The 23,327-nt window shown below is 70.5% G+C and carries 22 protein-coding genes and 2 tRNA genes; 16 read left to right on the top strand and 8 right to left on the bottom strand.

The window, feature by feature from the left end:
- Positions 1-209 precede the first annotated feature (209 nt).
- The 4 genes from HZZ10_RS07345 to HZZ10_RS07330 all read left to right on the top strand — a co-directional run bounded on the left by HZZ10_RS07345 (position 210) and on the right by HZZ10_RS07330 (position 3,488).
- Positions 210-827 (top strand): mycothiol-dependent nitroreductase Rv2466c family protein, encoded by a 618-nt coding sequence (locus HZZ10_RS07345; RefSeq protein ID WP_056130820.1) that lies wholly within the window; start codon positions 210-212, stop codon positions 825-827.
- Complete coding sequence (locus tag HZZ10_RS07340) at positions 824-1,408, top strand: hypothetical protein (RefSeq protein WP_179913016.1); 585 nt, start codon at positions 824-826, stop codon at positions 1,406-1,408. The genes HZZ10_RS07345 and HZZ10_RS07340 overlap by 4 nt, the downstream gene beginning before the upstream one ends.
- Entirely contained in the window at positions 1,405-2,742 is a 1,338-nt protein-coding gene (locus HZZ10_RS07335; protein ID WP_179913015.1) for an alpha-amylase family protein, read from the top strand. Before HZZ10_RS07340 ends, HZZ10_RS07335 begins: the two co-directional genes overlap by 4 nt.
- 137 nt (positions 2,743-2,879) lie before the next feature.
- Entirely contained in the window at positions 2,880-3,488 is a 609-nt protein-coding gene (locus HZZ10_RS07330; protein ID WP_179913014.1) for a flagellar basal body-associated FliL family protein, read from the top strand.
- Between the two features lie 193 nt (positions 3,489-3,681).
- Here HZZ10_RS07330 and HZZ10_RS07325 read toward each other — a convergent pair whose 3' ends face one another.
- Complete coding sequence (locus tag HZZ10_RS07325) at positions 3,682-5,703, bottom strand: M13 family metallopeptidase (RefSeq protein ID WP_179913013.1); 2,022 nt, start codon at positions 5,701-5,703, stop codon at positions 3,682-3,684.
- Positions 5,704-5,935: 232 nt separating this feature from the next.
- On the opposite strand from HZZ10_RS07325, the gene HZZ10_RS07320 reads away from it, so the two are divergent.
- The 3 genes from HZZ10_RS07320 (at position 5,936) to HZZ10_RS07310 (ending at position 8,367) form a co-directional block, all read left to right on the top strand.
- Positions 5,936-6,685 carry a hypothetical protein gene (locus HZZ10_RS07320; protein ID WP_056129785.1) on the top strand — a complete coding sequence of 250 codons (750 nt, stop codon included), beginning with the start codon at positions 5,936-5,938 and terminating at the stop codon, positions 6,683-6,685.
- 20 nt (positions 6,686-6,705) lie between these two features.
- Complete coding sequence (locus HZZ10_RS07315) at positions 6,706-7,155, top strand: ribose-5-phosphate isomerase (RefSeq protein WP_056130824.1); 450 nt, start codon at positions 6,706-6,708, stop codon at positions 7,153-7,155.
- 87 nt (positions 7,156-7,242) lie between these two features.
- Entirely contained in the window at positions 7,243-8,367 is a 1,125-nt protein-coding gene (locus tag HZZ10_RS07310) for an Fpg/Nei family DNA glycosylase (RefSeq protein WP_179913012.1), read from the top strand.
- Positions 8,368-8,520: 153 nt separating this feature from the next.
- Here HZZ10_RS07310 and HZZ10_RS07305 read toward each other — a convergent pair whose 3' ends face one another.
- Positions 8,521-9,840, bottom strand: a complete 1,320-nt coding sequence (locus HZZ10_RS07305) for a GNAT family N-acetyltransferase (RefSeq protein ID WP_179913011.1) — start codon at positions 9,838-9,840, stop codon at positions 8,521-8,523.
- A gap of 62 nt (positions 9,841-9,902) precedes the next feature.
- Between HZZ10_RS07305 and HZZ10_RS07300 the strand changes: the two genes are divergently transcribed.
- Positions 9,903-10,253, top strand: a complete 351-nt coding sequence (locus HZZ10_RS07300; protein ID WP_235533848.1) for an MGMT family protein — start codon at positions 9,903-9,905, stop codon at positions 10,251-10,253.
- Between the two features lie 134 nt (positions 10,254-10,387).
- On the opposite strand, the gene HZZ10_RS07295 is transcribed toward HZZ10_RS07300, so the two are convergent.
- The 5 genes from HZZ10_RS07295 to cysK all read right to left on the bottom strand — a co-directional run bounded on the left by HZZ10_RS07295 (position 10,388) and on the right by cysK (position 14,765).
- Positions 10,388-11,434 (bottom strand): LLM class F420-dependent oxidoreductase, encoded by a 1,047-nt coding sequence (locus HZZ10_RS07295; RefSeq protein WP_179913010.1) that lies wholly within the window; start codon positions 11,432-11,434, stop codon positions 10,388-10,390.
- Between the two features lie 38 nt (positions 11,435-11,472).
- Positions 11,473-12,504: an SdpI family protein gene (locus tag HZZ10_RS07290; protein ID WP_179913009.1), complete on the bottom strand. Its 1,032-nt coding sequence runs from the start codon at positions 12,502-12,504 to the stop codon at positions 11,473-11,475.
- Positions 12,501-12,854 (bottom strand): GntR family transcriptional regulator, encoded by a 354-nt coding sequence (locus HZZ10_RS07285; protein ID WP_056129804.1) that lies wholly within the window; start codon positions 12,852-12,854, stop codon positions 12,501-12,503. The genes HZZ10_RS07290 and HZZ10_RS07285 overlap by 4 nt, the downstream gene beginning before the upstream one ends.
- A gap of 270 nt (positions 12,855-13,124) precedes the next feature.
- The gene (epsC, locus tag HZZ10_RS07280; RefSeq protein WP_179913008.1) at positions 13,125-13,709 is read right to left on the bottom strand and encodes a serine O-acetyltransferase EpsC; all 585 of its coding nucleotides are present in this window, start codon (positions 13,707-13,709) and stop codon (positions 13,125-13,127) included.
- 120 nt (positions 13,710-13,829) lie between these two features.
- Entirely contained in the window at positions 13,830-14,765 is a 936-nt protein-coding gene (cysK, locus tag HZZ10_RS07275) for a cysteine synthase A (RefSeq protein WP_179913007.1), read from the bottom strand.
- Positions 14,766-15,429: 664 nt separating this feature from the next.
- On the opposite strand from cysK, the gene HZZ10_RS07270 reads away from it, so the two are divergent.
- Positions 15,430-15,861, top strand: a complete 432-nt coding sequence (locus tag HZZ10_RS07270; RefSeq protein WP_179913006.1) for a hypothetical protein — start codon at positions 15,430-15,432, stop codon at positions 15,859-15,861.
- Between the two features lie 79 nt (positions 15,862-15,940).
- Here HZZ10_RS07270 and HZZ10_RS07265 read toward each other — a convergent pair.
- Positions 15,941-16,011: transfer RNA gene (locus HZZ10_RS07265), tRNA-Gly, on the bottom strand.
- A gap of 408 nt (positions 16,012-16,419) precedes the next feature.
- Here HZZ10_RS07265 and HZZ10_RS07260 point away from each other — a divergent pair.
- From HZZ10_RS07260 to HZZ10_RS07230, 7 genes are all read left to right on the top strand, one after another.
- Positions 16,420-16,493 (top strand) — tRNA-Pro (locus HZZ10_RS07260).
- A 326-nt stretch (positions 16,494-16,819) separates the two neighbouring features.
- On the top strand, positions 16,820-18,220 hold the full coding sequence (gene tig / locus HZZ10_RS07255; RefSeq protein ID WP_179913047.1) for a trigger factor: 1,401 nt from the start codon (positions 16,820-16,822) through the stop codon (positions 18,218-18,220).
- A 227-nt stretch (positions 18,221-18,447) separates the two neighbouring features.
- Positions 18,448-19,071 carry an ATP-dependent Clp protease proteolytic subunit gene (locus tag HZZ10_RS07250; protein WP_056129811.1) on the top strand — a complete coding sequence of 208 codons (624 nt, stop codon included), beginning with the start codon at positions 18,448-18,450 and terminating at the stop codon, positions 19,069-19,071.
- Positions 19,072-19,116: 45 nt separating this feature from the next.
- Positions 19,117-19,815 (top strand): ATP-dependent Clp protease proteolytic subunit, encoded by a 699-nt coding sequence (locus HZZ10_RS07245; RefSeq protein ID WP_056129813.1) that lies wholly within the window; start codon positions 19,117-19,119, stop codon positions 19,813-19,815.
- A 207-nt stretch (positions 19,816-20,022) separates the two neighbouring features.
- Positions 20,023-21,303 (top strand): ATP-dependent Clp protease ATP-binding subunit ClpX, encoded by a 1,281-nt coding sequence (clpX, locus tag HZZ10_RS07240; RefSeq protein WP_179913005.1) that lies wholly within the window; start codon positions 20,023-20,025, stop codon positions 21,301-21,303.
- Positions 21,300-21,650: a chorismate mutase gene (locus HZZ10_RS07235; protein ID WP_082543828.1), complete on the top strand. Its 351-nt coding sequence runs from the start codon at positions 21,300-21,302 to the stop codon at positions 21,648-21,650. Before clpX ends, HZZ10_RS07235 begins: the two co-directional genes overlap by 4 nt.
- A gap of 349 nt (positions 21,651-21,999) precedes the next feature.
- Positions 22,000-23,196 (top strand): baeRF2 domain-containing protein, encoded by a 1,197-nt coding sequence (locus tag HZZ10_RS07230; RefSeq protein WP_179913004.1) that lies wholly within the window; start codon positions 22,000-22,002, stop codon positions 23,194-23,196.
- Positions 23,197-23,327: the final 131 nt, after the last annotated feature.

Genomic DNA, 23,327 nt, shown 5'->3' with positions numbered 1-23,327 from the left:
GTCGCAGACGTTGTCACTGGTCGACGACACGTGGGCCCGGTCTTCGCCGGTGCCCGCCGACCGTCGGTCAGGGCGGCGTCCCGAGCCGTCAGCACGACCGCAGCACGCACGAGCCCAGCACGCACGAGCCCAGCAGCACGACCCCAGCAGCACGACCCAGCCCGCAGGCGGCACCGGCCACGGTGCCCACCCCGACGAACCGGAGCGACATGACCGAGCAGACCACCACCCAGACCGCCGACTTCTGGTTCGACCCGTTGTGCCCCTGGGCGTGGATGACGTCTCGCTGGATCGGCGAGGTCGAGAAGGTCCGCGACATCACCGTCCGGTGGCACGTGATGAGCCTGTCGGTCCTCAACGAGGGGCGGGACCTGCCCGAGAAGTACGCCGAGCTCATGTCCAAGGGCTGGGGCCCCGTGCGCGTGGTCACCGCGGCGCGCATCGAGCACGGCGAGCAGTTCGTCAAGCCGCTCTACGACGCGATCGGCACGCGCCTGCACCCGGGTGCCCGTGAAGACTTCGAGGCCGTGATCCTCGAGGCGCTCGACGAGGTCGGGCTCCCGGCGTCGCTCGCCGAGGCCGCCACGTCGGACCGCTACGACACCGAGCTGCGGGCCTCCCACAAGGAGGGCATCGACAGGGTCGGCGAAGACGTCGGCACCCCGGTGGTCGCCTTCGGAGACGTCGCGTTCTTCGGTCCCGTCGTGACCCCGGCACCGAAGGGCGAGGCCGCCGGTCGCCTGTGGGACGGCTGCGTGCTCGTGGCCGGGACGCCGGGCTTCTTCGAGCTCAAGCGCACCCGGACGCAGGGACCGGTCTTCGATTGAGCCCCGCAGTCCACCTCGGTCTCCCGGCTCCCCGTGCCTCCCTGGGCGGGGGCGGCCGGGCCTCCGCGCGTCTGCGCGAGGTCCCGGCAGCCCCGTGGTCGACCCTCGCGAGCGACGCGCCCGAACTGGCCGCAGCGGTCGCCGGGCGCTTCGCCGCGAGCGAGCGGCACGTCCTGGCGACCATGACCGTGAGCGGTGCACCCCGCGTCAGCGGGTCCGCCGTGCAGATCCGTCACGGCGAGCTGCTGGTACCGGTCGTCCTGCGCTCGCCCAAGGGCGCTGACCTCGCCGGTGACCCGCGCTGCGTCATCCACTCCAACCCCGGGGACGGGTCGATGGTCGGGGACGTGAAGATCACCGGCCGGGTCACCGGGCTGGTCGGGGCTGACGGCGAGCTGCGCCCGCACGGGCGCGACGCCGTCGACGTCCTCGTGCTCCTCGAGTCGCTCCAGCTGTCGGTCCGGGACCAGGAGACCGGCGAGATCACGGTGACCCGGTGGGTCGCGCCCGAGGTTCCGCCTCTCGACGGCCCGGCGGCCCAGGCGGCCGCACCTGCGGATGCGGCCGAGGACCTGCGATGACCCGCCCTCCGGACTGGGTCGAGCACGCGATCTTCTGGCACGTGTACCCGCTCGGTGCCGTCGGCGCCGAGCCCACGGCTGCCGAGGCGGGCGAGGCCGTCCAGCACAGGCTCGACAGGCTCGTGCCGTGGCTCGACCACGCCGTCGTCCTCGGCGCCTCGGGGATCCTGCTCGGCCCGGTCTTCGCGTCCTCGACGCACGGCTACGACACCGTCGACCACTTCCGGGTCGACCCACGCCTGGGTGACGAGGCCGATCTCGTGGCGCTCGTCGACGCGGCCCACGCACGCGGTCTCAGGGTCGTGCTGGACGGGGTGTTCAACCACGTCGGGCAAGACTTCGCGAGGTTCCAGGATGCGCTGGTGAGCGGCCCCGGCTCGGAGTCGGCAGCCTGGTTCAGGCTCCGCTGGCCCGACGACGGCGGTGCTCCGACGCACGACGACTTCGAGGGGCACTCGGCCCTCGTCGCCCTCGACCACTCGAACCCGGCCGTCGCCGAGCACGTCGTCGAGGTGATGGGCTACTGGGGCGACCGCGGTGTCGACGGCTGGCGGCTCGACGCCGCGTACGCCGTGCCCCCGGCCTTCTGGGCTCCCGTGCTCACCGAGGTGCGCAGGCGCCACCCCGGCACCTACGTGCTGGGCGAGGTGATCCACGGCGACTACCCGGCCGTGGTCGCCGAGTCCGGCATGGACTCGGTCACGCAGTACGAGCTGTGGAAGGCGGTCTGGAGCTCCCTCAACGACCGCAACGCCTACGAGCTCGACCACGCGCTGCGCCGCCACTCCGGCTTCGCCGAGACCTTCGCCCCGGCGACCTTCGTGGGCAACCACGACACGACGAGGATCGCCAGCCGCCTCGACGACCCCCGGCACCTCGCGCACGCGCTGGTCGTCCTGTTCACTGTCGCCGGGACTCCGACGATCTACGCGGGCGACGAGCTGGGGCTCGAAGGCGTCAAGGAAGACCGAGCAGGGGGCGACGACGCGGTCAGGCCCGAGCTCGCGGCTTCTCCGCCGAGCGACCCCGAGCTCGACGCAAACAGGGCCTTCGCGCTACACCGTGAGCTCGTGGGGATCCGCCGACGGCACCCGTGGTTGCACAGGGCGCGGACCGAGGTGCGCGTGATCTCCGACACGGTGATGACCTACGTGTCGTCGTCGGGAGAGGACGCCCTCGAGATCGCGCTGAGCACCGACGACGCGCCTGTCGAGATCGTGCTCGACGTGCCGGTGACCTGGCTGGCAGGCGCGGGTGACCTGGCCTCTGACGGGGTCACGCTGCGTCTCGAGCCCCACGGGTGGGCCTGCCTGGAGCGCCTCGCACGAGCCTGATCTGCGCTCGTCGGGGCGGCCCTCGGGGTCCTGCGCTGCGGGCTCCGGGGGCGGGACATCCCCAGGGTGACGTGACATGCTGCCCTGTGCGGGGACGGTCCGTCGCTCCCGCAGACCACACGTGAGGAGACCATCGAATGGCAGGAACCACGCCGACCTCCGCCCCGCGGAGCACCCCGGGGAAGCGCAGGCTGCCACCCTGGCTCGTCGTGTTCATCGCGTTCGACGTCCTGCTCGTCGCGGGGGCCGCCTGGCTCCTCCTGGGCGGGTCGTCCGGCTCGGACGCCGACGACGGCGCCTCGTCGGCGCCTACGTCGGAAGCCTCTGCCGGGGCCACCGACGCCCCTGCGGACCCGGCCGAGCCGGACCCGTCACCCACCCTCGAGATCGACCCCGCCGAGGCGACCGTGATCGCGTCCCCGACCGGCAACATCACCTGCTCGATCGTCCCCGTGGGCGTGCGCTGCGGCATCGCCTCTCTCGCGGCCGAGCCCGCACCCGTCGCCGGGTGCGAGGGCACAGTCGGTCACGTGGTCGAGCTCACCTCGGCCGGTGTCTCGACCCCGTGCGTCCCCGATGCCGAGAAGCCCACCGAGGCCGGGCCCGACGTCGCCGTGCTCGACTACGGTGCGACGAGCGAGGTCAACAACTTCGTCTGCGAGAGCACCGAGTCCGGGATGCGCTGCACGGACTCCACGACCGGGGACGGCTTCGTGCTGGCCCGCGCGGGCGTCTCAGGGGCCTGACCCCAGGGACCCGAGTCTCAGAGGCTGACCCCCAGGGCCCTGCGACAGACGCACGCAGTACGCAGGCACGAGGAGAGCCCTCACCACGACCCGTCTCGACGGGCTGCGGTGAGGGCTCTCCTCGTGCTGCTGCTGGTGCTCGTGCTGCTGCTGGTGCGGCGCACCGCTGCGAGGGGCAGCGGTGCGCTCAAGGTCACCAGATGCGGACGCGGTCCTCGGGAGCGAGGTACAGCGCGTCGCCAGGCTGCACGTTGTAGGTGGTGTGGAACTCGTCGAGGTTGCTCACGACGCCGTTGCAGCGGAACTCTGCGGGGGAGTGCGGGTCGGTCGCGAGGCGCTGGATCATCGCCTCGTCGCGCATCGTCGTCTGCCACACCTGCGCCCAGGACAAGAACACCCTCTCGGCGCCCGAGAGCCCGTCGACGACAGGTGCGCCGGACAGCTCGGTCCCGAGGGAGATCTCGTAGGCCTTGAGCGCGATGGACAGCCCGCCGAGGTCGCCGATGTTCTCACCGATGGTCAGCGCGCCGTTGACCGTGCGGTCCGCGTCGAGCTGGGCGGGGTGGAAGGCGTCGTACTGCTCGACGAGAGCAGCGGTGCGCTTCTCGAACTCGGCACGGTCAGAGCCCGTCCACCAGTCCTCGAGGCGGCCCGAGCCGTCGTACTTGGACCCCTGGTCGTCGAAGCCGTGCCCGATCTCGTGACCGATCACCGCGCCGATGCCGCCGTAGTTGGCGGCGTCCTCGGCCTCGGGGTCGAAGAACGGCGGACGCAGGATCGCGGCCGGGAAGACGATCTCGTTCATCGACGGGTTGTAGTACGCGTTGACCGTCTGCGGGGTCATGTGCCACTCGTCGCGGTCGATCGGCTTCCCGATCTTGGCGAGCTCGCGGTCGAGGTCGACAGCGTTGGAGCGCCGCACGTTGCCGACGAGGTCGGCCGCGTCGACGACGAGCGCCGAGTAGTCGCGCCAGCGGACGGGGTAGCCGACCTTCGGGGTGAAGGCCGAGAGCTTTGCCAGAGCCTTCGCCTTGGTCTCCTGGCCCATCCAGTCGAGCTGGGTGATCGACTGGCGGTACGCCTCGATGAGGTTCGCGACGAGCACGTCCATGCGGCTCTTGTGCGTCGGCGGGAAGTGCCTGTCGACGTAGACCTTGCCGACGGCCTCGCCGAGGGCGCCCTCGACGAGGGACACACCACGCTTCCACCGCTCGCGGACCTCCTGGGCTCCGGAGAGCGTCCGGCCGTAGAAGTCGAAGTTCGCCTCGACGAGCTCGTCGGTCAGGTACGGGGCGCGGGCGCTGACGAGGTGGTAGACGATCCACGCCTTCCAGTCCTCGACGGGCTCGGTGGCCCACAGCCCGGCGAAGCCCGTGAAGAAGTCGGGCTCGCGCACGACGACCTGGTCGAGCGAACCCTCGGGGGCCCCGACGGCGAGGGCCCAGGCGCGCCAGTCGAACCCGGGTGCGGACTCGGCGAGGGCGGCGAGCGTGGTGGGGTTGTACGTGAGCTCGGAGTCGCGGTCGCGGACCACGTCCCAGTGGTGCCCGGCGAGCTTCGTCTCGAGGGCGAGCACGGTGTCGGCGGCGGTGGGCGCAGAGTCGGTGGTGTACGCGCCCGAGAGCGCGAGCATGCGCGCGACGTGGCTGCGGTAGGCCTCACGCGTCTCGGCGTACTTCTCCTCGCGGTAGTACGACTCGTCCGGGAGGCCGAGGCCCGCCTGGTACAGGTACACGACGTACTTCTCGGGGTCCTTGGCGTCGTTGTCGACCCAGAACCCGAAGGCCCCTGCGCCACCTGTGCGCTGGAGCGCACCCAGGGTCCCGGTCAGCTCGGGCTGGCTGGTCGCGCCGCGGACGAGCGCGAGGTCCTGCTGGAGCGGGTCGACCCCGGCTGCCTCGACCGTCGCGGTGTCCATGAAGCTCGCGTACAGCGCACCGATCTGGGCCTCTTCGCCGCTCAGGTCGTCACGTCCGCCGAGCTCTTCGATGATCTGCCGCACGTGGGCCTCGGCCTCGTCGTGCAGCTGGCGGAACGCGCCGTCGGAGGCACGGTCGGCGGGGATCTCGTGGCTGGCGATCCAGCGGCCGTTCACGTGCCTGTACAGGTCGTCCTGCGGGCGGACCTCGGGGTCCAGGGCCGTCACGTCGATCCCGGACGTCGCCGGAGGTCGCAGGTCCTGCTCCTGGGCTGGTGTGTGCTCGTTCGTCGTCATCGGTCCAGGCTATCCGTCGCCGACCCGCTCGACCCCTCAGGCGCCTCGACGTTCGCGCAGGGCGTCGTCGGGGCCGCGCCGTCGGGGCCGCGCCGCATGGGGATGGGGAGAGGTGCCCACGGTCCGGGGGCCCAGATCGCAGCGCGACGCACCCCACCTGTGGTCCTCTGATCCTGCGAGGTGCTCATCGGCGCTCGCCGGACACCTCCCCCCGACTCACGAAGGACATCTCATGCAGACCCTCACCCCCTGGACCGCACCCGACCCCGTCGTCCGTCAGCTCTCGGACGCGCAGGGGTTCCAGAAGGCCGTGGCGCCGTCGAGCGCCGCAGCGAAGGCCTTCGGCGTCTTGCTCGTCATCGGCCTCGCCCTGCTCGCCTACAACCTGGTCAGCGTGTTCCGCACCATGAGCGAGTACGACGCGGGCGGCGACAGGTTCTTCGAGGTGTTCTTCTCCACAACGGGGGAGAACTTCAGCACCGACCCGATGCTCGTCGCCTACGTGTGGGGACCGATCATCCTCATCCCGCTCGCGATCATCATGCTCGTCGTCTCCAAGCTGACCCGCGGCAAGCGGACCGAGGCCGCCTTCGCCGCGTACTCCCGCGACGGCTACGTCGCCAAGGCCCTCGGTCTGCCGTTCCGCTTCGCGGCCAACAACTCCCAGGTCGTGCCCCAGGTCATCGTGCCGGCGCACCTCGGGTCCGAGGAGGTCTCACGCTGGATGGCGGGCGTCGCGCAGCAGGTCAGCACCCTCGACAAGGCGGGGTCCAAGCAGCTGACGAAGACTCTCGTCTCCAAGCTGTCCAAGCCCGAGGTCGCCATCCCTGCCGAGACGGTCTTCCCCGGCTCGCCGCCCTTCGCGCTCCTCGTCCACGCACCCGACGCCGTCGGCGCGGAGACCGTCCGCGCCGTCGTGCCCGGCGAGCGCAGCACCCGCGCCTACATCGTCAACCTGTCCAAGGTCGAGGGCTGGAGCTGAAGTTGCGGCATGATGTGAGCATGCGCGTTCACATCGCTTCAGACCATGCCGGCTACGAGCTCAAGAGCTTCCTCGTCGAGCACCTGACGACCGCCGGTCACGACGTCGTCGACCACGGTGCCCACGAGTACGACGCCCTCGACGACTATCCGTCCTTCTGCTTCGCGGCCGGCGAGGCCGTCGTGGCCGACCCGGGCAGCCTCGGCGTCGTGATCGGCGGCTCCGGCAACGGAGAGCAGATCGCGGCCAACAAGGTGCCCGGGGTCCGGGCTGCGCTCGCCTGGAACCTCGACACTGCTCGGCTGGGCCGCCAGCACAACGACGCGAACGTCGTCGCCGTCGGCGGGCGCCAGCACACCGTGGCCGAGGCGGCGTCCTTCGTCGACGCCTTCCTCGCGGAGCCCTTCAGCGGCGACCCGCGCCACCAGCGCCGGATCGACCAGCTCGCCGCCTACGAGGCCGCACGCTGATCCTGGTGGGGGACTGCACCGCCGGACCGGACCGCCGACTGCTCGTGGCCTCACGAGGTCGGCGGTCTTCGGCGACCGGGGGGTCTCGTGCCTGAGGGGCACACGGTCCACAGGCTCGCCCGCACCTTCGGTGAGGTCTTCGGTGGCCAGGCTGTCGAGGTGTCCAGCCCTCAGGGCAGGTTCGCCGCCGGTGCGGCGCTCGTCGACGGCCTCGTGCTGCACGCGGCCGAGGCCGTCGGCAAGCAGATGTTCCTCGGGCTCGGGCCGGCCGACCACAGCCCGAGCGCCCCTGGCCTCGCAGACGGCCTCCGGTGGGTGCGCGTGCACCTAGGGCTCTACGGGTCGTGGACCTTCGCGAGCGACGGCAGCGCCGAGGTCTCTCATGCCATCGGTGCCCCGCGTAAGAGGGTGGGGGAGCGCGAGACCGTGCTCGCCGCCGCCGCTCCTGAGGGGAGCACGACCGGTGCCCGGGCAGGCGTGACCAGTACCCGGCGGAGCGATTCCGGTGCCCTGGGAAGCGTGTCCCGGATCGCGGGCGCTGGAGACGACGACGCACTGGGCGACGACGCAGACCTGGACGTGTGGGAGCCCCCCGACCCTCGCGGAGCAGTCCGCGTGCGGATCCTCTCGGCCCACGCCGTCGCCGACCTGACCGGGCCGACAGCCTGCGAGGTCATCTCCCCGGAGGCGGCGCTCGCGGTCCAGCGGCGTCTGGGGCCCGACCCTCTGCGCAGCGACGCCGACCCGGAACGGTTCGTCTCGGCGGTCCGCAGGTCGCGGTCGGCCGTAGGTCTCCTGCTGATGAACCAGGACGTCGTGGCGGGCGTCGGCAACATCTACCGCGCCGAGGCCCTGTTCAGGGCCGGTCAGTCGCCGACGACCCCGGGGCGAGACGTGCCGAGCGAAGTGCTCCACGAGATCTGGGACGACCTCGTCGTCCTCATGGCCGACGGCGCTGCGATCGGCGCGATCGTCACGACACGCCCCGAGCACCGCGGCGACGGAGCAGGCGCTCCGCCGCCGCGAGGCCGTCGGGCCGTGCGCCAGAACACCGATGCCGCTCCTGGTGCTGTGCCGCGCGACGAGTCCTTCTACGTGTACCAGCGCGACGGTCTGCCGTGCCGGGTCTGCGGGACCGAGATCGCACGATCAGACATGGCAGGCCGCAACCTCTTCTGGTGCCCGAGCTGTCAGCGCGACGATCGCCGGTGACCCGGTGACCCGGTGACCCGGTGACCCGGTGACCCGGTGACCCGGTGACTCGGTGACTCGGTGACTCGGTGACTCGGTGACTCGGTGACTCGGTGACTCGGTGACTCGGTGACTCGGTGACTCGGTGACTCGGTGACCCGGTGAGACCTCCGCTCAGAACACCCAGCTGCAGACCGGTGCCACGGGCCACCCGAAGCCCGACGCCGCGCGGAGCAGGGAACCGTCTGTGTGCTCTTCGACGCGGCCCGCGCTCGCCAGGGCGGCGAGCGACGTGCCACCCAGATACGCAGCGCCCAGCTCTGTCACCGACAGGCTGAGGTCGGGTGCGTCGTCGGTCCGCACCACCGTCGCGGGCCCGAAGGCTGTCGCGGTGAGCCGCCAGGACCCCTCGTTGGTCGGCAGTCGCGGGTCGGTGACGTGCAGGACGAGGTCGAGGTCGGTCGTGTACGTCCGTGCGGCGAGCGCACCGGGGACGTCGACGATCCTCACCCAGACGTTGTCGGCGATCTTCGGTGCTGCCGCCCGAGGGTCGACGAGCAGCGAGGCGATCGGGTCGTCGAGGGGGATCATGAACGGCTCGATCTCGTGCGTGAGGTCGAGGTCGAGGATCGTCGACCACAGCCTGTGCGTGGCCGTAGGGTCGAGCCCGACGACCTCGCCCGTCGAGACCGTGCCGCGGGGACCGGTGTGACCCCAGTCGACCTTGCGTCGGAAGGTCGTGTAGCCCCGGGGCTCACCGTCCGACTCGACGACGACGATGCGTCGCGGCTCGCGCCCGTTGCGGAAGGCTGCGGGGTCGTCCAGGTGGACGGTCCTCAGCTCGTCGGTCTCGCGGGTCGCCCACCCGGGCCTGTTGATGCCCGATGCCGGGGTGGGCTGCCGTCCGGCGCGGGCGTGCAGGTCGCTCACGAGCTCGCCGTGGACGGCGGGGTCGAGCGTCTCGATCCTCACGGTGAGGTCCTCCGAGCCCGCGACAGGACGGAGCGTCGCCCCGCGGGGGACGGTGAGCCGCAGGTCCTGGGCGGCCAGGCCGTAGCCGAAGCGGCCGTAGATCGCGGCCTCGGCGGCGAAGAGAGCCGAGACAGTCTCACCCCGCTCCACGCAGTCGGCGAAGTGCTGGTCGATCATCGCCGAGAGGATGCCGCGGCGACGGTGCTGAGGGTGGACGCCCACCCAGGTGAGACCGGCGACAGGGATCTCGGCGCCCGGGACGGGGAACCTGCTGAAGGGGTACGACGAGTGGATGGCCGCGAGGCTCTGCCGGACCGGGACGGCCCCGTCGATGGGGACGGCGTCAGGGTCGGGGGTCTCGACGATCACCCCACGGGTCCGCTCCCAGGTCAGCGGCAGCGGCAGCTTCTTGGACTCTGCGGGGTCGACCGGGGACGGGAAGGTCCAGTGGTCGAGCTCGATGAGCTCGTCGCGTCGTGACTCGGGCAGCTGGATCTGGGTGTAGCCGTCGGGGAGTGCCATGCCTCGACTCTGCCAGCGGCCACCGACAGGGGCCAGGGTTTTACGGTGCGTAGTCTGTGCGGGTGGACGAGGAGTACCTGGAGAGCGTGCTCGACGTCGTCGAGACGGTCCCGCGCGGGTCGGCGACGACCTACGGCGACGTGGCCGAGGTCGTCGGGCGACGGCTCGGCCGCGGCGGACCTCGCCAGGTCGGCGCTGCGCTGCGCGATTCCGGCGGGGCGGTCCCGTGGTGGCGCGTGGTCAACGCGCAGGGGAGGCCACCGGCCCACCACGTCACGCGTGCGCTAGACCTGCTGCGCGACGAGGGGTGCCCTCTCGTCCCCGACGGCTCGCGCGTCGACCTCCGAGCCGCCCGGGTGGACTGGGACGAGCAGATGGACCTGAGTGCGGGATCGGGGTCCGAGTCCGTCTGACACCGGACCGCCCGAGACCTGCGCGCGGCTCGAGTCTGCTACGACGGCACTGTGCCTGGCAGAAGCGGTCAGACGTCGCCACCCCGACGGGCCCGGCGGCGCCAGAACCAGCCGGCCTGGTCGCTCTGAGCCCCTCAGGCAGCAGCCATGACCGCCCGCAGCGCCGCGGCGTCGCCCTGGACCACGACAGTCGTCACCGCGGTCTGCTCCCACAGCGCCAGCCGCTCGCGGATCCTCTCGGACGAGCCGACCAGCGCGATGTCGTCCACCAGCTCGCGCGGCACGGCTGCTGCGGCGCGCTCGCGGTCGCCCGCGAGGTAGTGCGCCTGGATCTCGTCCGCCGCCTCGCTGTAGCCGAGCCTGTCGACAGCGTTGCGGTGGTAGTTGGCGCCCTTCGCCCCCATGCCGCCGACGTAGAGCGCGATGAAGGGCCGGACCTGGTCGGCAGCCTGCTCCGGGTCGTCGTGCACGACGACAGGCACCGTCGCCGAGACCTCGAAGTCCGCCGCAGGCCTCAGCCCGGGTCCGCGCCGCGCGAAGCCGTCGTCGAGGAGCTCACGGAACTCGTGGTCGAGGCGTGGGGCGTAGAACAGCGGGAGCCACCCGTCGGCGATCTCCGCGGCGAGCGCGATGTTCTTGGGGCCTTCTGCGGCGAGGTGGATCGGCAGGTCGGCGCGCAGCGGACGGACCGTCGAGCGGAGCGCCTTGCCGAAGCCTGTGACGGGGCGCCCGCCGGCCGTGCTCTCGTCGAGGGGGAGCGGGTAGGTCGGGCCAGGGGCCGTGACCGGGGCCTCGCGACGCAGCACCTGACGCACGATGTCCACGTACTCGCGGGTCCGGGCCAGCGGACGCGGGTAGGGCTGGCCGTACCAGCCCTCGACGACCTGCGGGCCGGAGACGCCGAGACCGAGCACGAAGCGACCGCCGCTGAGGTGGTCGAGGGTCAGTGCGGCCATCGCCGTGGCCGTCGGGGTCCGGGCCGAGATCTGCGCGACGGCCGTACCGAGCCGGATCCGCTCCGTCCTCGAACCCCACCAGGCGAGCGGGGTGAGGGCGTCCGAGCCGTAGGCCTCGGCGGTCCAGACGGAGTCGACGCCGAGGGCGTCTGCCTCGACCACGGCCTCGGCCATGCCCTCAGGGGGGCCGGCCGACCAGTATCCGGTGTGCAGTCCGATGCGCATGCGTCTCCTCGACGGTGAGGGGGTAGGACCCAGCGAGCCTAGCTCTCTTCGGCGGTGCTCTCAGGAGTCCCGGCCGGACGGGCCGCGCGGTGCCTGTCGGCGAAGGCGTTGAGCAGCGCCGCTGCGGTCGCGGCGTCGTCGACCGTGACGACGAAGCGGCGGCCACCGGTCGACCGCACCTCGAGGGTCTCGCCCCCGCGGATGACCACGCCGGTCCGTCCGTCGGTCGACGTCCGCCACCCGTAGCCGCCGAAGTCGCGCAGCGGGACCACGTCGTCGACCGTCGCGTCCACGATCTCGTCGACGGGCAGGTGCTTGCGCGGCACACCGAGGGTCGAGCGGACGGTGAGCCCGGTGACGTCGACTGTCACGATCCACGAGAACATCGCCAGGCTCAGCAGCACCAGGGCGACCGGGACGGCCAGCAGGCCCCAGGTCCCTGCTGTCGTGACGGCTGCTGCGACGAGCACGGCGGCGAGCAGCGTGATGACCATCCCCGTCGAGCTCGAGGTCCTGCGGACCCACACGGCCCGCTCGTCTGCGGTGAGAGGGATGCGCGGGACGTCGTCGCGAGGTCTGTCGGTCTCGGGGGAGGGCTCGTCACGGGGGAGCACGAGCGCGACGAGCAGCCCGAGCGCGAGAGCACCGACGACTGCCACGGTGATGGCGAGTCCGACGCCCCCGACCTCAGACCCGTCGGTCAGGCCTCGTTGCGGGGCGAGGGTGCCGACTGTGAGGGCGGCGACGAGTGTGGCGACCCCGACGTTCAGACCGACCGCGAGCTGCCGGAGGTTGCGGACGCGCCCGGCCCAGAAGGCGAAGGCCCAGAACGCGGCCACCAGGACTGCGCACCCCGCGACGGTGCCGACGAGCAGCGTGCTCAGCGAGCTGAAGCCGTCAGGACCGTCGCTGCCCCAGTGGGTCGCGACGCGTGCGGGCAGCTCGTCACGCCAGGATGCTGCGACGCCCGCGCCCGCCACGAGGATGACGAGAGGTAGGACCAGCCCGAGGAGAGTGGTCGACCCCCGATGCTGGACGGGCCCTGGTCGGGTGCTGCGGGCGGTGGTCATGAGAGGGCCTCCTTGAGCAGGGCGAGCGTGGTCTCGGGTGAGAGGTTCAGGGCGCGGGACTCGGCGGCGACGGCGGCGACGGCGTCGCGGAGCGTCGCGAAGTCGGCGCCGGCGCGCTCCGTCACGACGGCCCCGCGTCCGCGACGCAGGTCGATCAGCCCGTCGTCGCGAAGGTCCTGGTAGGCGCGCAGGACCGTGTGGACGTTGAGGTCGAGCGAGGTGGCGAGCTCACGGGCCGAGGGCAGCCTCTCGCCGACGGCGAGGTCGCCGCGTGCGACCCCGAGGCGCACCTGGGTCGCGAGCTGGGCGAACAGCGGCTCGCCGGCTGTCGGGTCGATGCGGAAGAGCATGACGCAACAGTAGTTGTTCTATCGCAACTAGCACAAGTGAGATGTGTGGCGTCCGCCTGGCTGACCGTACGTCTGGAGGTCTGGAGGTCTGGAGGTCTGGAGGTCTGGAGGTCTGGAGGTCTGGAGGTCTGGAGGTCTGGAGGTTTGGCGGGCGGCGCGGTGGACCCGCGACCCGCGAACTCGTGCACCGGCGTGCTGGTGGACCGCGTGACCGGAGGACATGATCCTGCACGGCTCGAGGACCTCGCGGTCCCGCTCGCCGCCCTTGTCTCAGATGAAGATCGCAGGGTCTTCGCAGTAGTCGACCCCCGGGGACGCCGCGGGGCGCCCCCTGACGACCGCCGGGACGCCGACGGCGACGGTGCCGTCCGGGACGTCTTTCACGACCACGGCGTTCGCGCCGATCTGCGCGTCGTGACCGACCGTGACGGCGCCGAGCACCTTCGCCCCCGCGCCGACGACCACCCTGTCGCCGATCGTGGGGTGCCGCTTTCCGTGGGTCATCGAGCGTCCACCGAGGGTGGTGCCGTGGAAGAGGGTGACATCGTCACCGACGACCGACGTCTCGCCGACGACGACACCCATGCCGTGGTCGATGAACAGCCGACGGCCGATGGTCGCCGCCGGGTGGATCTCGATGCCTGTCGCCGAGCGCGTCGCCTGCGAGAGCAGCCGGGCCGGCAGGCGCAGTGCCGGGTTGCGCCACATCCGGTGGGTCACCCTGTGCGCCCAGACGGCGTGGACCCCGGGGTAGGCCAGGGCGACCTCGAGCGAGCTGCGGGCAGCCGGGTCGCGGTCGCGTGCGACCTGGAGGTCTTCGCGGAGCAGCGTCCAGGCGGCGGTGAGGCGTGACATGAGAGTCCTTGGGTCGTCAGAGGCGAAGAGGTCCCGTGCGCGCCGACGGGCGTGCACGGGACCTGGTGCAGCAGGCCTGCCGCGTCAGTGCGAGGACGCAGCTGGCCGGGCGGGCTGGGCTCAGTCGAGCAGGTCCGCGTAGAGGATCGACGTGAGGTAGCGCTCCCCGAAGGACGGCACGATCACGACGATGAGCTTGCCGTCGTTCTCCGGGCGCTTGCCGATCTCGAGCGCGGCGTGGATCGCAGCGCCGGAGGAGATGCCCACGAGGAGCCCCTCTTCCTTCGCGGCACGGCGGGCGACCGCGACCGAGGTCTCGGCGTCGACGTCGAAGACCTCGTCGTAGACGGTCGTGTCGAGGATGTCGGGGACGAAGTTGGCCCCGATGCCCTGGATCTTGTGAGGCCCGGGCTGCCCGCCGTTGAGGATCGGCGACTCGGCGGGCTCGACGGCGATGATCTTGACCTCGGGCTTGCGCTCCTTGAGCACCTGCCCGACGCCGGTGATGGTGCCACCCGTGCCGATGCCGGCCACGAAGATGTCGATCTCGCCGTCGGTGTCGGCCCAGATCTCCTCGGCCGTGGTCGCACGGTGGATGGCCGGGTTGGCCTCGTTGGCGAACTGGCTCGCGAGGATCGACCCAGGGCGCTCGGCAGCGACCTCGTTGGCCTTGTTGACAGCGCCCTTCATGCCCTCGGCCGCAGGGGTGAGGATGAGCTCGGCGCCGTAGGCGCGCAGCAGGGCGCGACGCTCCTTCGACATGCTCTCCGGCATGGTGAGGACGACGTCGTAGCCGCGGGCTGCGCCGACGAAGGCGAGCGCGATGCCGGTGTTGCCCGAGGTGGCCTCGACGATGGTCCCACCAGGCTTGAGCGCCCCCGACGCCTCGGCCGCGTCGATGATCGAGACACCGATGCGGTCCTTGACCGAGTTCGCGGGGTTGTAGTACTCGAGCTTGGCGACGACGGTCGCGCCGACGCCCTCGGTGAGCTTGTTGAGGCGGACGAGCGGGGTGTTGCCGATGAGCTGGGTGACGTCGTCGTAGATGCGTGCCATGAGGTCCTCTTCTGAACGGTCCGCCGGGGCGGAGCTGCGGGTGGGGTACGGGAGGTTCTGAAGGTGCAGAGGTGCTGCCTGGATATCGGCTACCGGGTGGCCCCGGTGGACCCCAGGTCGAGCGGTCGGGGGACCCGGGTCACGGCCCGCCGCGGCGTGGGAGGCGCGGGGTGCCTCGTGCGGGTGGACCGCCGGCAGGATCGCCAGAGGCACGGGAGACGAGCGGTGATCGGCCCGGCTGTGGGCAGGGATCAGCGCTCTAGAGACACTGCAGACAGCAGGGGGAGGAGACCGCCCGGCCGCAGTGCGCGCCGTGACCGCGGAGCCGCGGGTGCGCGGCAGGCTCGGACGTCAGGGTCCGGAGGCTCGTCGTGCTGCGCTCGCGCACCGTGCCTCCCCCTCGTCGTCCCTGAGCGGCCTGTCGGGCGCTGACGTCGAGGACGCCAGCCGACCCTGGCCTGCCCGAGCGACTGTATCGACAGTGCAGGTGGGGTGCAACGGTGTGCCGCCCGGTGGTCTGACGAGGGGCGGGTGAAAGGGGAGGTGCACGGCCCGCCCGGAGCCCCGGGGGTGCTCCAGGCCGGAGGGCCGCGTGCGCGCTCGTCTCCAGGCGGGCGGCTCGCGGTCGGTACTCTCGGGGGACCGTCACGAACCCAGGGGACCCATGAAGCACCGCACTGCGACCGCCGTCGCCCTCGCCTCTGTCGTCGCCCTCACGAGCGCCTGCTCGGCGGCCGGGAGCGCGAGGGAGCCCCTGCCCATCGGTGCGGGCACACCGTCGCCCTCGGTCTCTGTCGAGATCACCGCAGACCCGGCGCCAGAACCTTCGACCAAGCAAGAACGGATCGACGCCGCGCGGGACCCGAGGCCGCGACCGACACGTCAGCCTCAACCGAGCTCTCGCGACCTGTGGCGGTTGACCTTCGACTCGGAGTGGTTCGACCTGGGCGAAGAGAAGCAGGCCGACATCTGCGAGGCGTGGCGCCTGCACGGCAACGCCAAGGCGCACGAGCTCTTGGTGGTGCCCGACACGATCTCGGCCTACGAGGTGGGGACGAGGCTCGAGGACGAGCTCTGCCTCGACCACCCGGGCTGACACCCGACAGATGCATGAAGCCCCCGTCCTCGGAGTGAGGACGGGGGCTTCATCATGCTGATGAGGATCGTGCTGTCGGAGCGGGCGACGAGAATCGAACTCGCATCATCAGTTTGGAAGACTGAGGCTTTACCACTAAGCTACGCCCGCACGGTTCTGATCCGGGCTCCTTGCTCGACCGCTCGGCCGGCTGATCCTCACGGAGAGGTCCAACGTCTGCACGGAAGAACTGAGCGGTCCGGAACGAACCTGCGACAGACACCCTAGCAAAGGATCAGGGGTGGATCGCACGCGGCAGGGCCCACGCCGCTGAGACAGACGACACCCTGGTCGCGCTCGGTCGGACAGGTCGGTGGGCTCCTGCTGAAGGCGCCCTCGCTCGTCTGCCGCGGAGTGCTGCGGATGCTGCGCACGACGGCTCGGACGACGAGCGCCGAGGTCGCACGGCCTCTGGACCAGCGTCGGTCCCGGCTCGGCGAAGGCGTCGCGCTGCCGGTGTGCCGACCACTCCCGACGCCGTCTATGCTTGGCCGAGCGTGCGCCGCCCAGCGGTGCCCGCGGGGTGTGGCGCAGGTTGGTAGCGCGTCCGGTTTGGGACCGGAAGGTCGCAGGTTCGAATCCTGTCACCCCGACTCGCAGCGGAGGACCCCGGCGCTGGAGAACTCGACTCGTGCCGCGGTCCTCCGTCGCGATCGACGTGCCGCCTCCCCGCCGCCGTCATCCTCCGCGGCCCGGCTCCGCGCCCACGGGCCCCTCTAGGACCTCTGCTATGTCCTCGCGCCGTCCGTGGCGTACGATCTTCAGGTTGCTCGTGGGCGAGTATGGCTCGCGAGACGCGGTCCCTCTGCGGTGACGGCCCAGCCAGTCGCCGAGCGGTTGGCCGCGAGGACGCACGAGAACCTCAGTAACGTTCGTGCCGGGCTATCGGCATGCCATCGAGCAGTTGGAGATCATCGAAGTGAAGAGCGCCGTCGAGACCCTGGACCCGACCAAGGTCAAGCTGACCGTCGAGGTGGAGTACGACGAGCTCAAGCCGAGCATCGATCACGCGTACAAGCACATCGCCGAGCAGGTCTCCGTCCCCGGATTCCGCAAGGGCAAGGTGCCTGCACGCATCATCGACCAGCGCGTCGGCCGTGGGGCCGTGCTTGAGCACGCGATCAACGAGTCGCTGTCCGGCTTCTACCGCCAGGCCGTGTCGGAGACGGACATCCGTCCGCTCGGCCAGCCCGACGTGCAGGTCGTGAAGGTCCCCGAGCTCGAGACCGAGGGTGGAGAGCTCCACTTCACCGCCGAGGTCGAGGTCCGCCCCGAGGTCGAGCTCCCCGAGCTGTCGTCCATCAAGGTCGCGGTCGACGACGTCGAGGTCACCGACGACGACGTCGACGGTCGCCTGGACTCGCTCCGTGAGCGCTTCGGCACCCTCGTCGGTGTCGACCGCCCCGCGGCCGAGGGCGACTTCGTCGTCATCGACCTCAAGGCCACCGTCGGCGACGACGAGGTCGACAACGTCTCCGGCGTGTCGTACCAGATCGGCTCGGGCAACATGCTCGAGGGCCTCGACGAGGCGCTCACGGGTCTCTCGGCCGGCGAGACCACCACCTTCGTCGCACCGCTCGCCGGTGGCGAGCACGAGGGCCAGGACGCCAGCATCACCGTCGTCGCGACCGCTGTGAAGCAGCGCGACCTCCCCGAGATCGACGACGACTTCGCGCAGCTCGCGAGCGAGTTCGACACGATCGACGAGCTCAAGGCCGACCTGCGCGAGCAGGCCGCCGGCGTGAAGCAGTCCAACCAGGCCGTCCAGGCCCGTGACCTCCTCCTCGAGGAGCTCACCAAGGCCGAGGTGCCGCTGCCTGCAGGCGTCATCGAGGCCGAGGTCGTCCGTCACCTCGAGGGCGAAGGCCGCCTCGAGGACGACGAGCACCGCGCCGAGGTGACCGAGCAGACGCAGGTCGCCCTGAAGAACCAGATCGTGCTCGACATCCTCGCCGAGAAGCTCGAGATCAAGGTCGCTCAGAACGAGCTCCTCGACTACCTCGTCAACGCGAGCCGTCAGTACGGCATGGACCCGAACACCTTCATCAAGACCATCGACGAGAACGGCCAGATCCCGGCCATGGTCGGCGAGGTCGCACGCTCGAAGGCTCTCGCCGTGGCACTGCGCCAGGTCGAGGTCGTCGACGGTGAGGGCAAGGCTGTCGACCTCTCCGAGTTCATCGGTTCTGACGAGGACGACGCTGCGGTCGAGGCCGCTGGCACCGCCGCCGTCGAGGGCGCCGACTCCGAGGTCGTCGAGTCCGACGCCGCAGAGTCCGAGGCAGCAGAGTCCGACGCGGTCGAGACCGACAAGGCCTGACACACCTCAGGGCCCCTGGCAGGGTCCGGCCGCAGGGCCCCGTCTCCGTGCGAGACGGGGCCCTGTCGTCTCTCTCGGCCCCCGCGAGAGCTCGCCCACCAGCAGCCCCGCACGCACCGAGCACTGTGCGCCCAAAGCGAAACAGACCCGGTGCGGGACGAAACACGGGTGGGGCTCGCGTTAGGGTCACAACAAGCAAGGGTCAGCAGCACGAAGAAGGAGTTCGCGTGAACGAGCAGATGCCAGTGGCAGCCCGCGGAGACGTGGCAGGCCTGGGCCTGAACGACAGCATCTACAACCGCCTTCTCAAGGAGCGGATCATCTGGCTCGGCTCGGAGGTGCGCGACGACAACGCGAACGCCATCTGCGCCCAGATGATGCTCCTGGCAGCGGAAGACCCCGAGAAGGACATCTTCCTGTACATCAACTCTCCCGGTGGGTCGATCACCGCGGGCATGGCGATCTACGACACCATGCAGTTCATCCAGCCTGACGTCGCGACGGTCGCGATGGGCATGGCCGCCTCGATGGGGCAGTTCCTGCTGTCCTCGGGCACCAAGGGCAAGCGCTACGCGACGCCCCACGCCCGCGTCATGATGCACCAGCCCTCGGGCGGCATCGGCGGTACGGCCACGGACGTGCGCATCAACGCGGAGCTCATCCTCCACATGAAGCGCGTGCTGGCCGAGCTGATCGCCGAGCAGACGGGCAAGAGCACCGAGCAGATCCACACCGACTCCGACCGCGACCGCTGGTTCACCGCTCCTGAGGCGCTCGAGTACGGGTTCATCGACCACGTCGTGACCCACGCCGGGTCTGTCGCCGGCGGCGGCGGCACGACCGGCTCCTGAGCCGGCTCCGCCCCCATCACTTGAAGACCTTTGAGGAGTAGACCCATGAGCACCGAGTCTCAGTTCATCAGCACCGCGCAGCGTCTCGCTGGTGCGGGCGGCGTGGCGATGCCGTACGGCTCGCCGTCGTCGCGGTACATCTTCCCGCAGTTCGAAGAGCGCACGGCCTACGGCATCAAGCGCCAGGACCCGTACAGCAAGCTCTTCGAGGACCGCATCATCTTCCTGGGTGTCCAGGTCGACGACGCCTCGGCGGACGACGTCATGGCGCAGCTGCTCGTCCTGGAGAGCCAGGAGCCGAACCGCGACATCATCCTGTACATCAACTCACCCGGTGGTTCTTTCACCGCGATGACGGCGATCTACGACACGATGCAGTACATCACCTCCCAGGTGCAGACGGTCTGCCTCGGGCAGGCCGCCTCGGCTGCCGCCGTGCTGCTCGCCGCGGGAACCCCGGGCAAGCGCCTGGCCCTCCCCAACGCTCGCGTGCTGATCCACCAGCCCGCGATGGAGGGTGGCGGCTACGCCCAGGCCTCGGACATCGAGATCCAGGCCAACGAGATCATCCGCATGCGCGAGTGGCTCGAGGGCACCCTGGCACTGCACTCCGGTCGGGACGTCGAGCAGGTCCGCAAGGACATCGAGCGCGACAAGATCCTCTCGGCCCAGCAGGCCGTCGACTACGGCCTGGTCGACAGCATCCTGGAGAGCCGCAAGTCGGCGATCCAGAACAAGGGCTGACCACGACGAGGGCCGACCAGCCCTGAGAGCGTGACCCCGGCAGCGGCCGGGGGTGAGATACCGTGCACCCGTCGGAGCGCCATGCTGACTTTGGCGCTCCGATGGTGTGCAATGGAAGATGTTCGACCAGCAGTCCCGAGGACGTGAGCGGGGTGGGCTGGATGCCATGATCCGCACCCGACCGGGGCGGTCCCGGGAGGAGACGGCGTGACACGCATCGGCGACGGCGCTGACCTGCTGAAGTGCTCCTTCTGCGGGAAGTCCCAGAAGCAGGTCAAGAAGCTCATCGCAGGCCCTGGGGTCTACATCTGCGACGAGTGCATCGACCTCTGCAACGAGATCATCGAAGAAGAGCTCACCGAGGCGGCTGAGGTCGGCATGGTCGAGCTCCCCAAGCCGCGGGCGATCTTCGACTTCCTCGAGCAGTACATCATCGGCCAGGAGGGCGCCAAGCGGTCGCTCGCCGTGGCCGTCTACAACCACTACAAGCGGATCCAGGCGGGCGAGGGAGCCCGTTCGGTCGGAGACGACGCGGCCCAGGTCGACATCGCGAAGTCGAACATCTTGCTCATCGGCCCGACGGGCTGCGGCAAGACGTATCTCGCGCAGACCCTCGCAAAGATGCTCAACGTCCCCTTCGCGATCGCCGACGCGACAGCGCTGACCGAGGCCGGCTACGTCGGTGAAGACGTCGAGAACATCCTGCTCAAGCTCATCCAGGCTGCGGACTACGACGTCAAGAAGGCCGAGACGGGCATCATCTACATCGACGAGGTCGACAAGATCGCCCGGAAGTCGGAGAACCCGTCGATCACCCGTGACGTCTCGGGCGAGGGCGTCCAGCAGGCGCTGCTGAAGATCCTCGAGGGCACGACGGCCTCGGTCCCACCCCAGGGCGGTCGCAAGCACCCGCACCAGGAGTTCATCCAGATCGACACGACGAACGTGCTGTTCATCGTGGCCGGAGCCTTCGCGGGGCTCGACGAGATCATCTCGTCGCGGGCCGGCAAGCACGGCATCGGCTTCGGTGCCCCGCTGCACACCGCTGACGCGACGGACGCCTTCGGTGACGTCATGCCCGAGGACCTGCTGAAGTTCGGGCTCATCCCCGAGTTCATCGGGCGTGTCCCGGTCATCACGACAGTCACCCCGCTCGACCAGACGTCGCTCGTGCGGATCCTCACCGAGCCGCGCAACGCCCTGGTCAAGCAGTACCAGCGGATGTTCGAGATCGACGGTGTCGAGCTCGAGTTCACCGACGACGCCGTGGCCGCGATCGCCGACCAGGCCCTGCTCCGGGGGACCGGCGCACGAGGTCTGCGCGCGATCATGGAAGAGGTCCTCCAGCAGGTGATGTTCGAGGTCCCGAGCCGCGACGACGTCGAGCGTGTGGTCGTCACCGGTGAGGCCGTCCTCGAGAACGTCTACCCGACGCTCGTCCCACGCACGGACCTCGGCAAGAACGCCCCGCGCGAGAAGAGCGCGTGACCGAGCAGCCGAGCGACCCCACGCAGGACCCGAGCATCCGCACGGAGATCTTGCGGCTGCGGGGGAGCATCGACAACATCGACGCGTCGCTGATGTACCTGCTCGCTGAGCGCTTCAAGTGCACCGAGCGCGTCGGTGAGCTCAAGGCGCAGGGTGGGGTCGCCCCCGCCGACCCGCTGCGTGAGAGCCAGCAGATCGAGCGGCTCGGGCGGATCGCTGCGGAGGCTGGGCTCGACCAGCGTTTTGCCGAGGAGTTCCGGTCCTTCATCGTCAGCGAGGTCGTCCGGCGGCACGCTGCGATCGCCGCCGAGCGCGGTCAGGACACTGTGCTCGACACGTTCTCCTGACCTGACCGCGGCTGGCCCGCCCCGGTTCTGGCTGGGTTCTCTGGTCCTGGTTGGCCCGCGGTTTGGTCCGAGCAGTGCGGTCAGGGCTCCGCGTCTCGCGGCGCGACCCAGGAAGGCTGCGTGCCGCTGCGCGCCCCAGACAGGCTGCGTGCCGCTGCGCGCTGTGCCTGGTGGCTGCCGTGCCCACCTGCTGGACGTCTCGACGTGGGGGTGTCGGGCCGCCCACCGGTGCATGTCTGGTGCTCACCCCTGGCCACTGGCGTGACCGGGTGAGGTGCGACAGACTGGGTCGTCCGGGCAGCCCGGACCGCGGCTGTCCGTCCCGACGAGACAGCTGCGAGGACTCTGGATGAAGATCGACTGGCTCAAGCCCCTGCTGGGCGCACCCGGACCGTTCGTCACCGTGTACATCGACGCGACGAGGTCAGGCGAAGGCGACCGCGAGGTCGAGAACAGGTGGAAGAGCGTCCGCAGATCGCTCGAGAAGGACGGTGCGACGGCGCCCGTGCTCGACACGATCGGCGAGGAGATCGTCCGGCCGACCCGGGTCGGTGGTCCGCACGGTCGGGTCGTCGTCGCCGACGAGACAGGTCTGCTGGTCGACAGGGTCACCAAGACGCCTCCCGCGGTCCAGAAGGGCACCTACGGCCCTTTCCCTGCGCTGCTGCAGGCTGCAGGAGCCGCTGACGAGTCCGTCGACTACCTGAGGATCGTCGTCGACCGCCTCGGTGCGGACCTCACGTGGTCCGAGGCCGGGGGACATCTGCCGTACGCCGAGCACGAGTCTGTCGAGGGCGGGCACGACGTCGTCAACAAGGCGAGCTCGGGAGGGCTGTCGCACAAGCGCATCGAGTCCCGTGCGGAAGACTCCTGGGAGCGCAACGCCGAGGCCGTCGCCGCCGAGGTCGACCGTCAGGTGGCTGCGCACCGCCCGGAGGTCCTGCTGCTCAGCGGAGACGTCCGAGCGGTCGCACTGCTCAAGGGAGCGCTCCAGAAGAAGACGGCCGAGCTGGTCGTCGACGTCGCTGGCGGGTCCCGCGGGCACGGGGTCAACGAAGATGCCTTCGAGGCCAACATCACCGAGGCTCTGGAGGCCTTCCGCGTCCAACGCCGGGAGAAGGTTCTCGACGAGTTCCGGCTCGAGCACGGTCGCAGCACCGGGGGAGTCACCGGTCTCGCCGACGTCATCGCGGTCCTCGCACGCGGCCAGGTGAAGGAGCTGCTGCTCTCGGACGAGTACGGGCCAGGCTCCGAGCTGGACGGCCGCTCGGTGTGGGTCGGTGCCGAGCCCTTGCAGATCGCCGCCTCGCGCGACGACCTGGCGGACCTCGGGGCCGTGACGGACGAGCACGAGCTGCCGGCGACGATCGCGCTGGTCCGTGCTGCTCTCGGTCAGGACTCCGGCCTGACCTTCGTCCCGGCAGAGTCGCTGTCGCTCGTCGACGGTGTCGGCGCGCTGCTCCGCTGGCACGACAGCGGGACACCCGGGGACGAGCTCGCCCCGAGCATGTCCTCCGACGGAGGCCGCATCGAGAATCTCGGCTGACGCTGACGCTGACGCTGACGCTGACGCTGACGCTGACGCTGACGCTGACGCTGACGCTGACGAGCACGACACAGCACGACACAGCACGACACAGCACGAGAGAGAGCGGCGGTGACCACCTTGGTGGTCAC

The organism is Sanguibacter inulinus, from assembly GCF_013415325.1.
Taxonomy (GTDB): domain Bacteria; phylum Actinomycetota; class Actinomycetes; order Actinomycetales; family Cellulomonadaceae; genus Sanguibacter; species Sanguibacter inulinus.
Note: the sequence above shows the minus strand (reverse complement) of the source record. Positions and strands in the feature narration are given on the sequence as shown.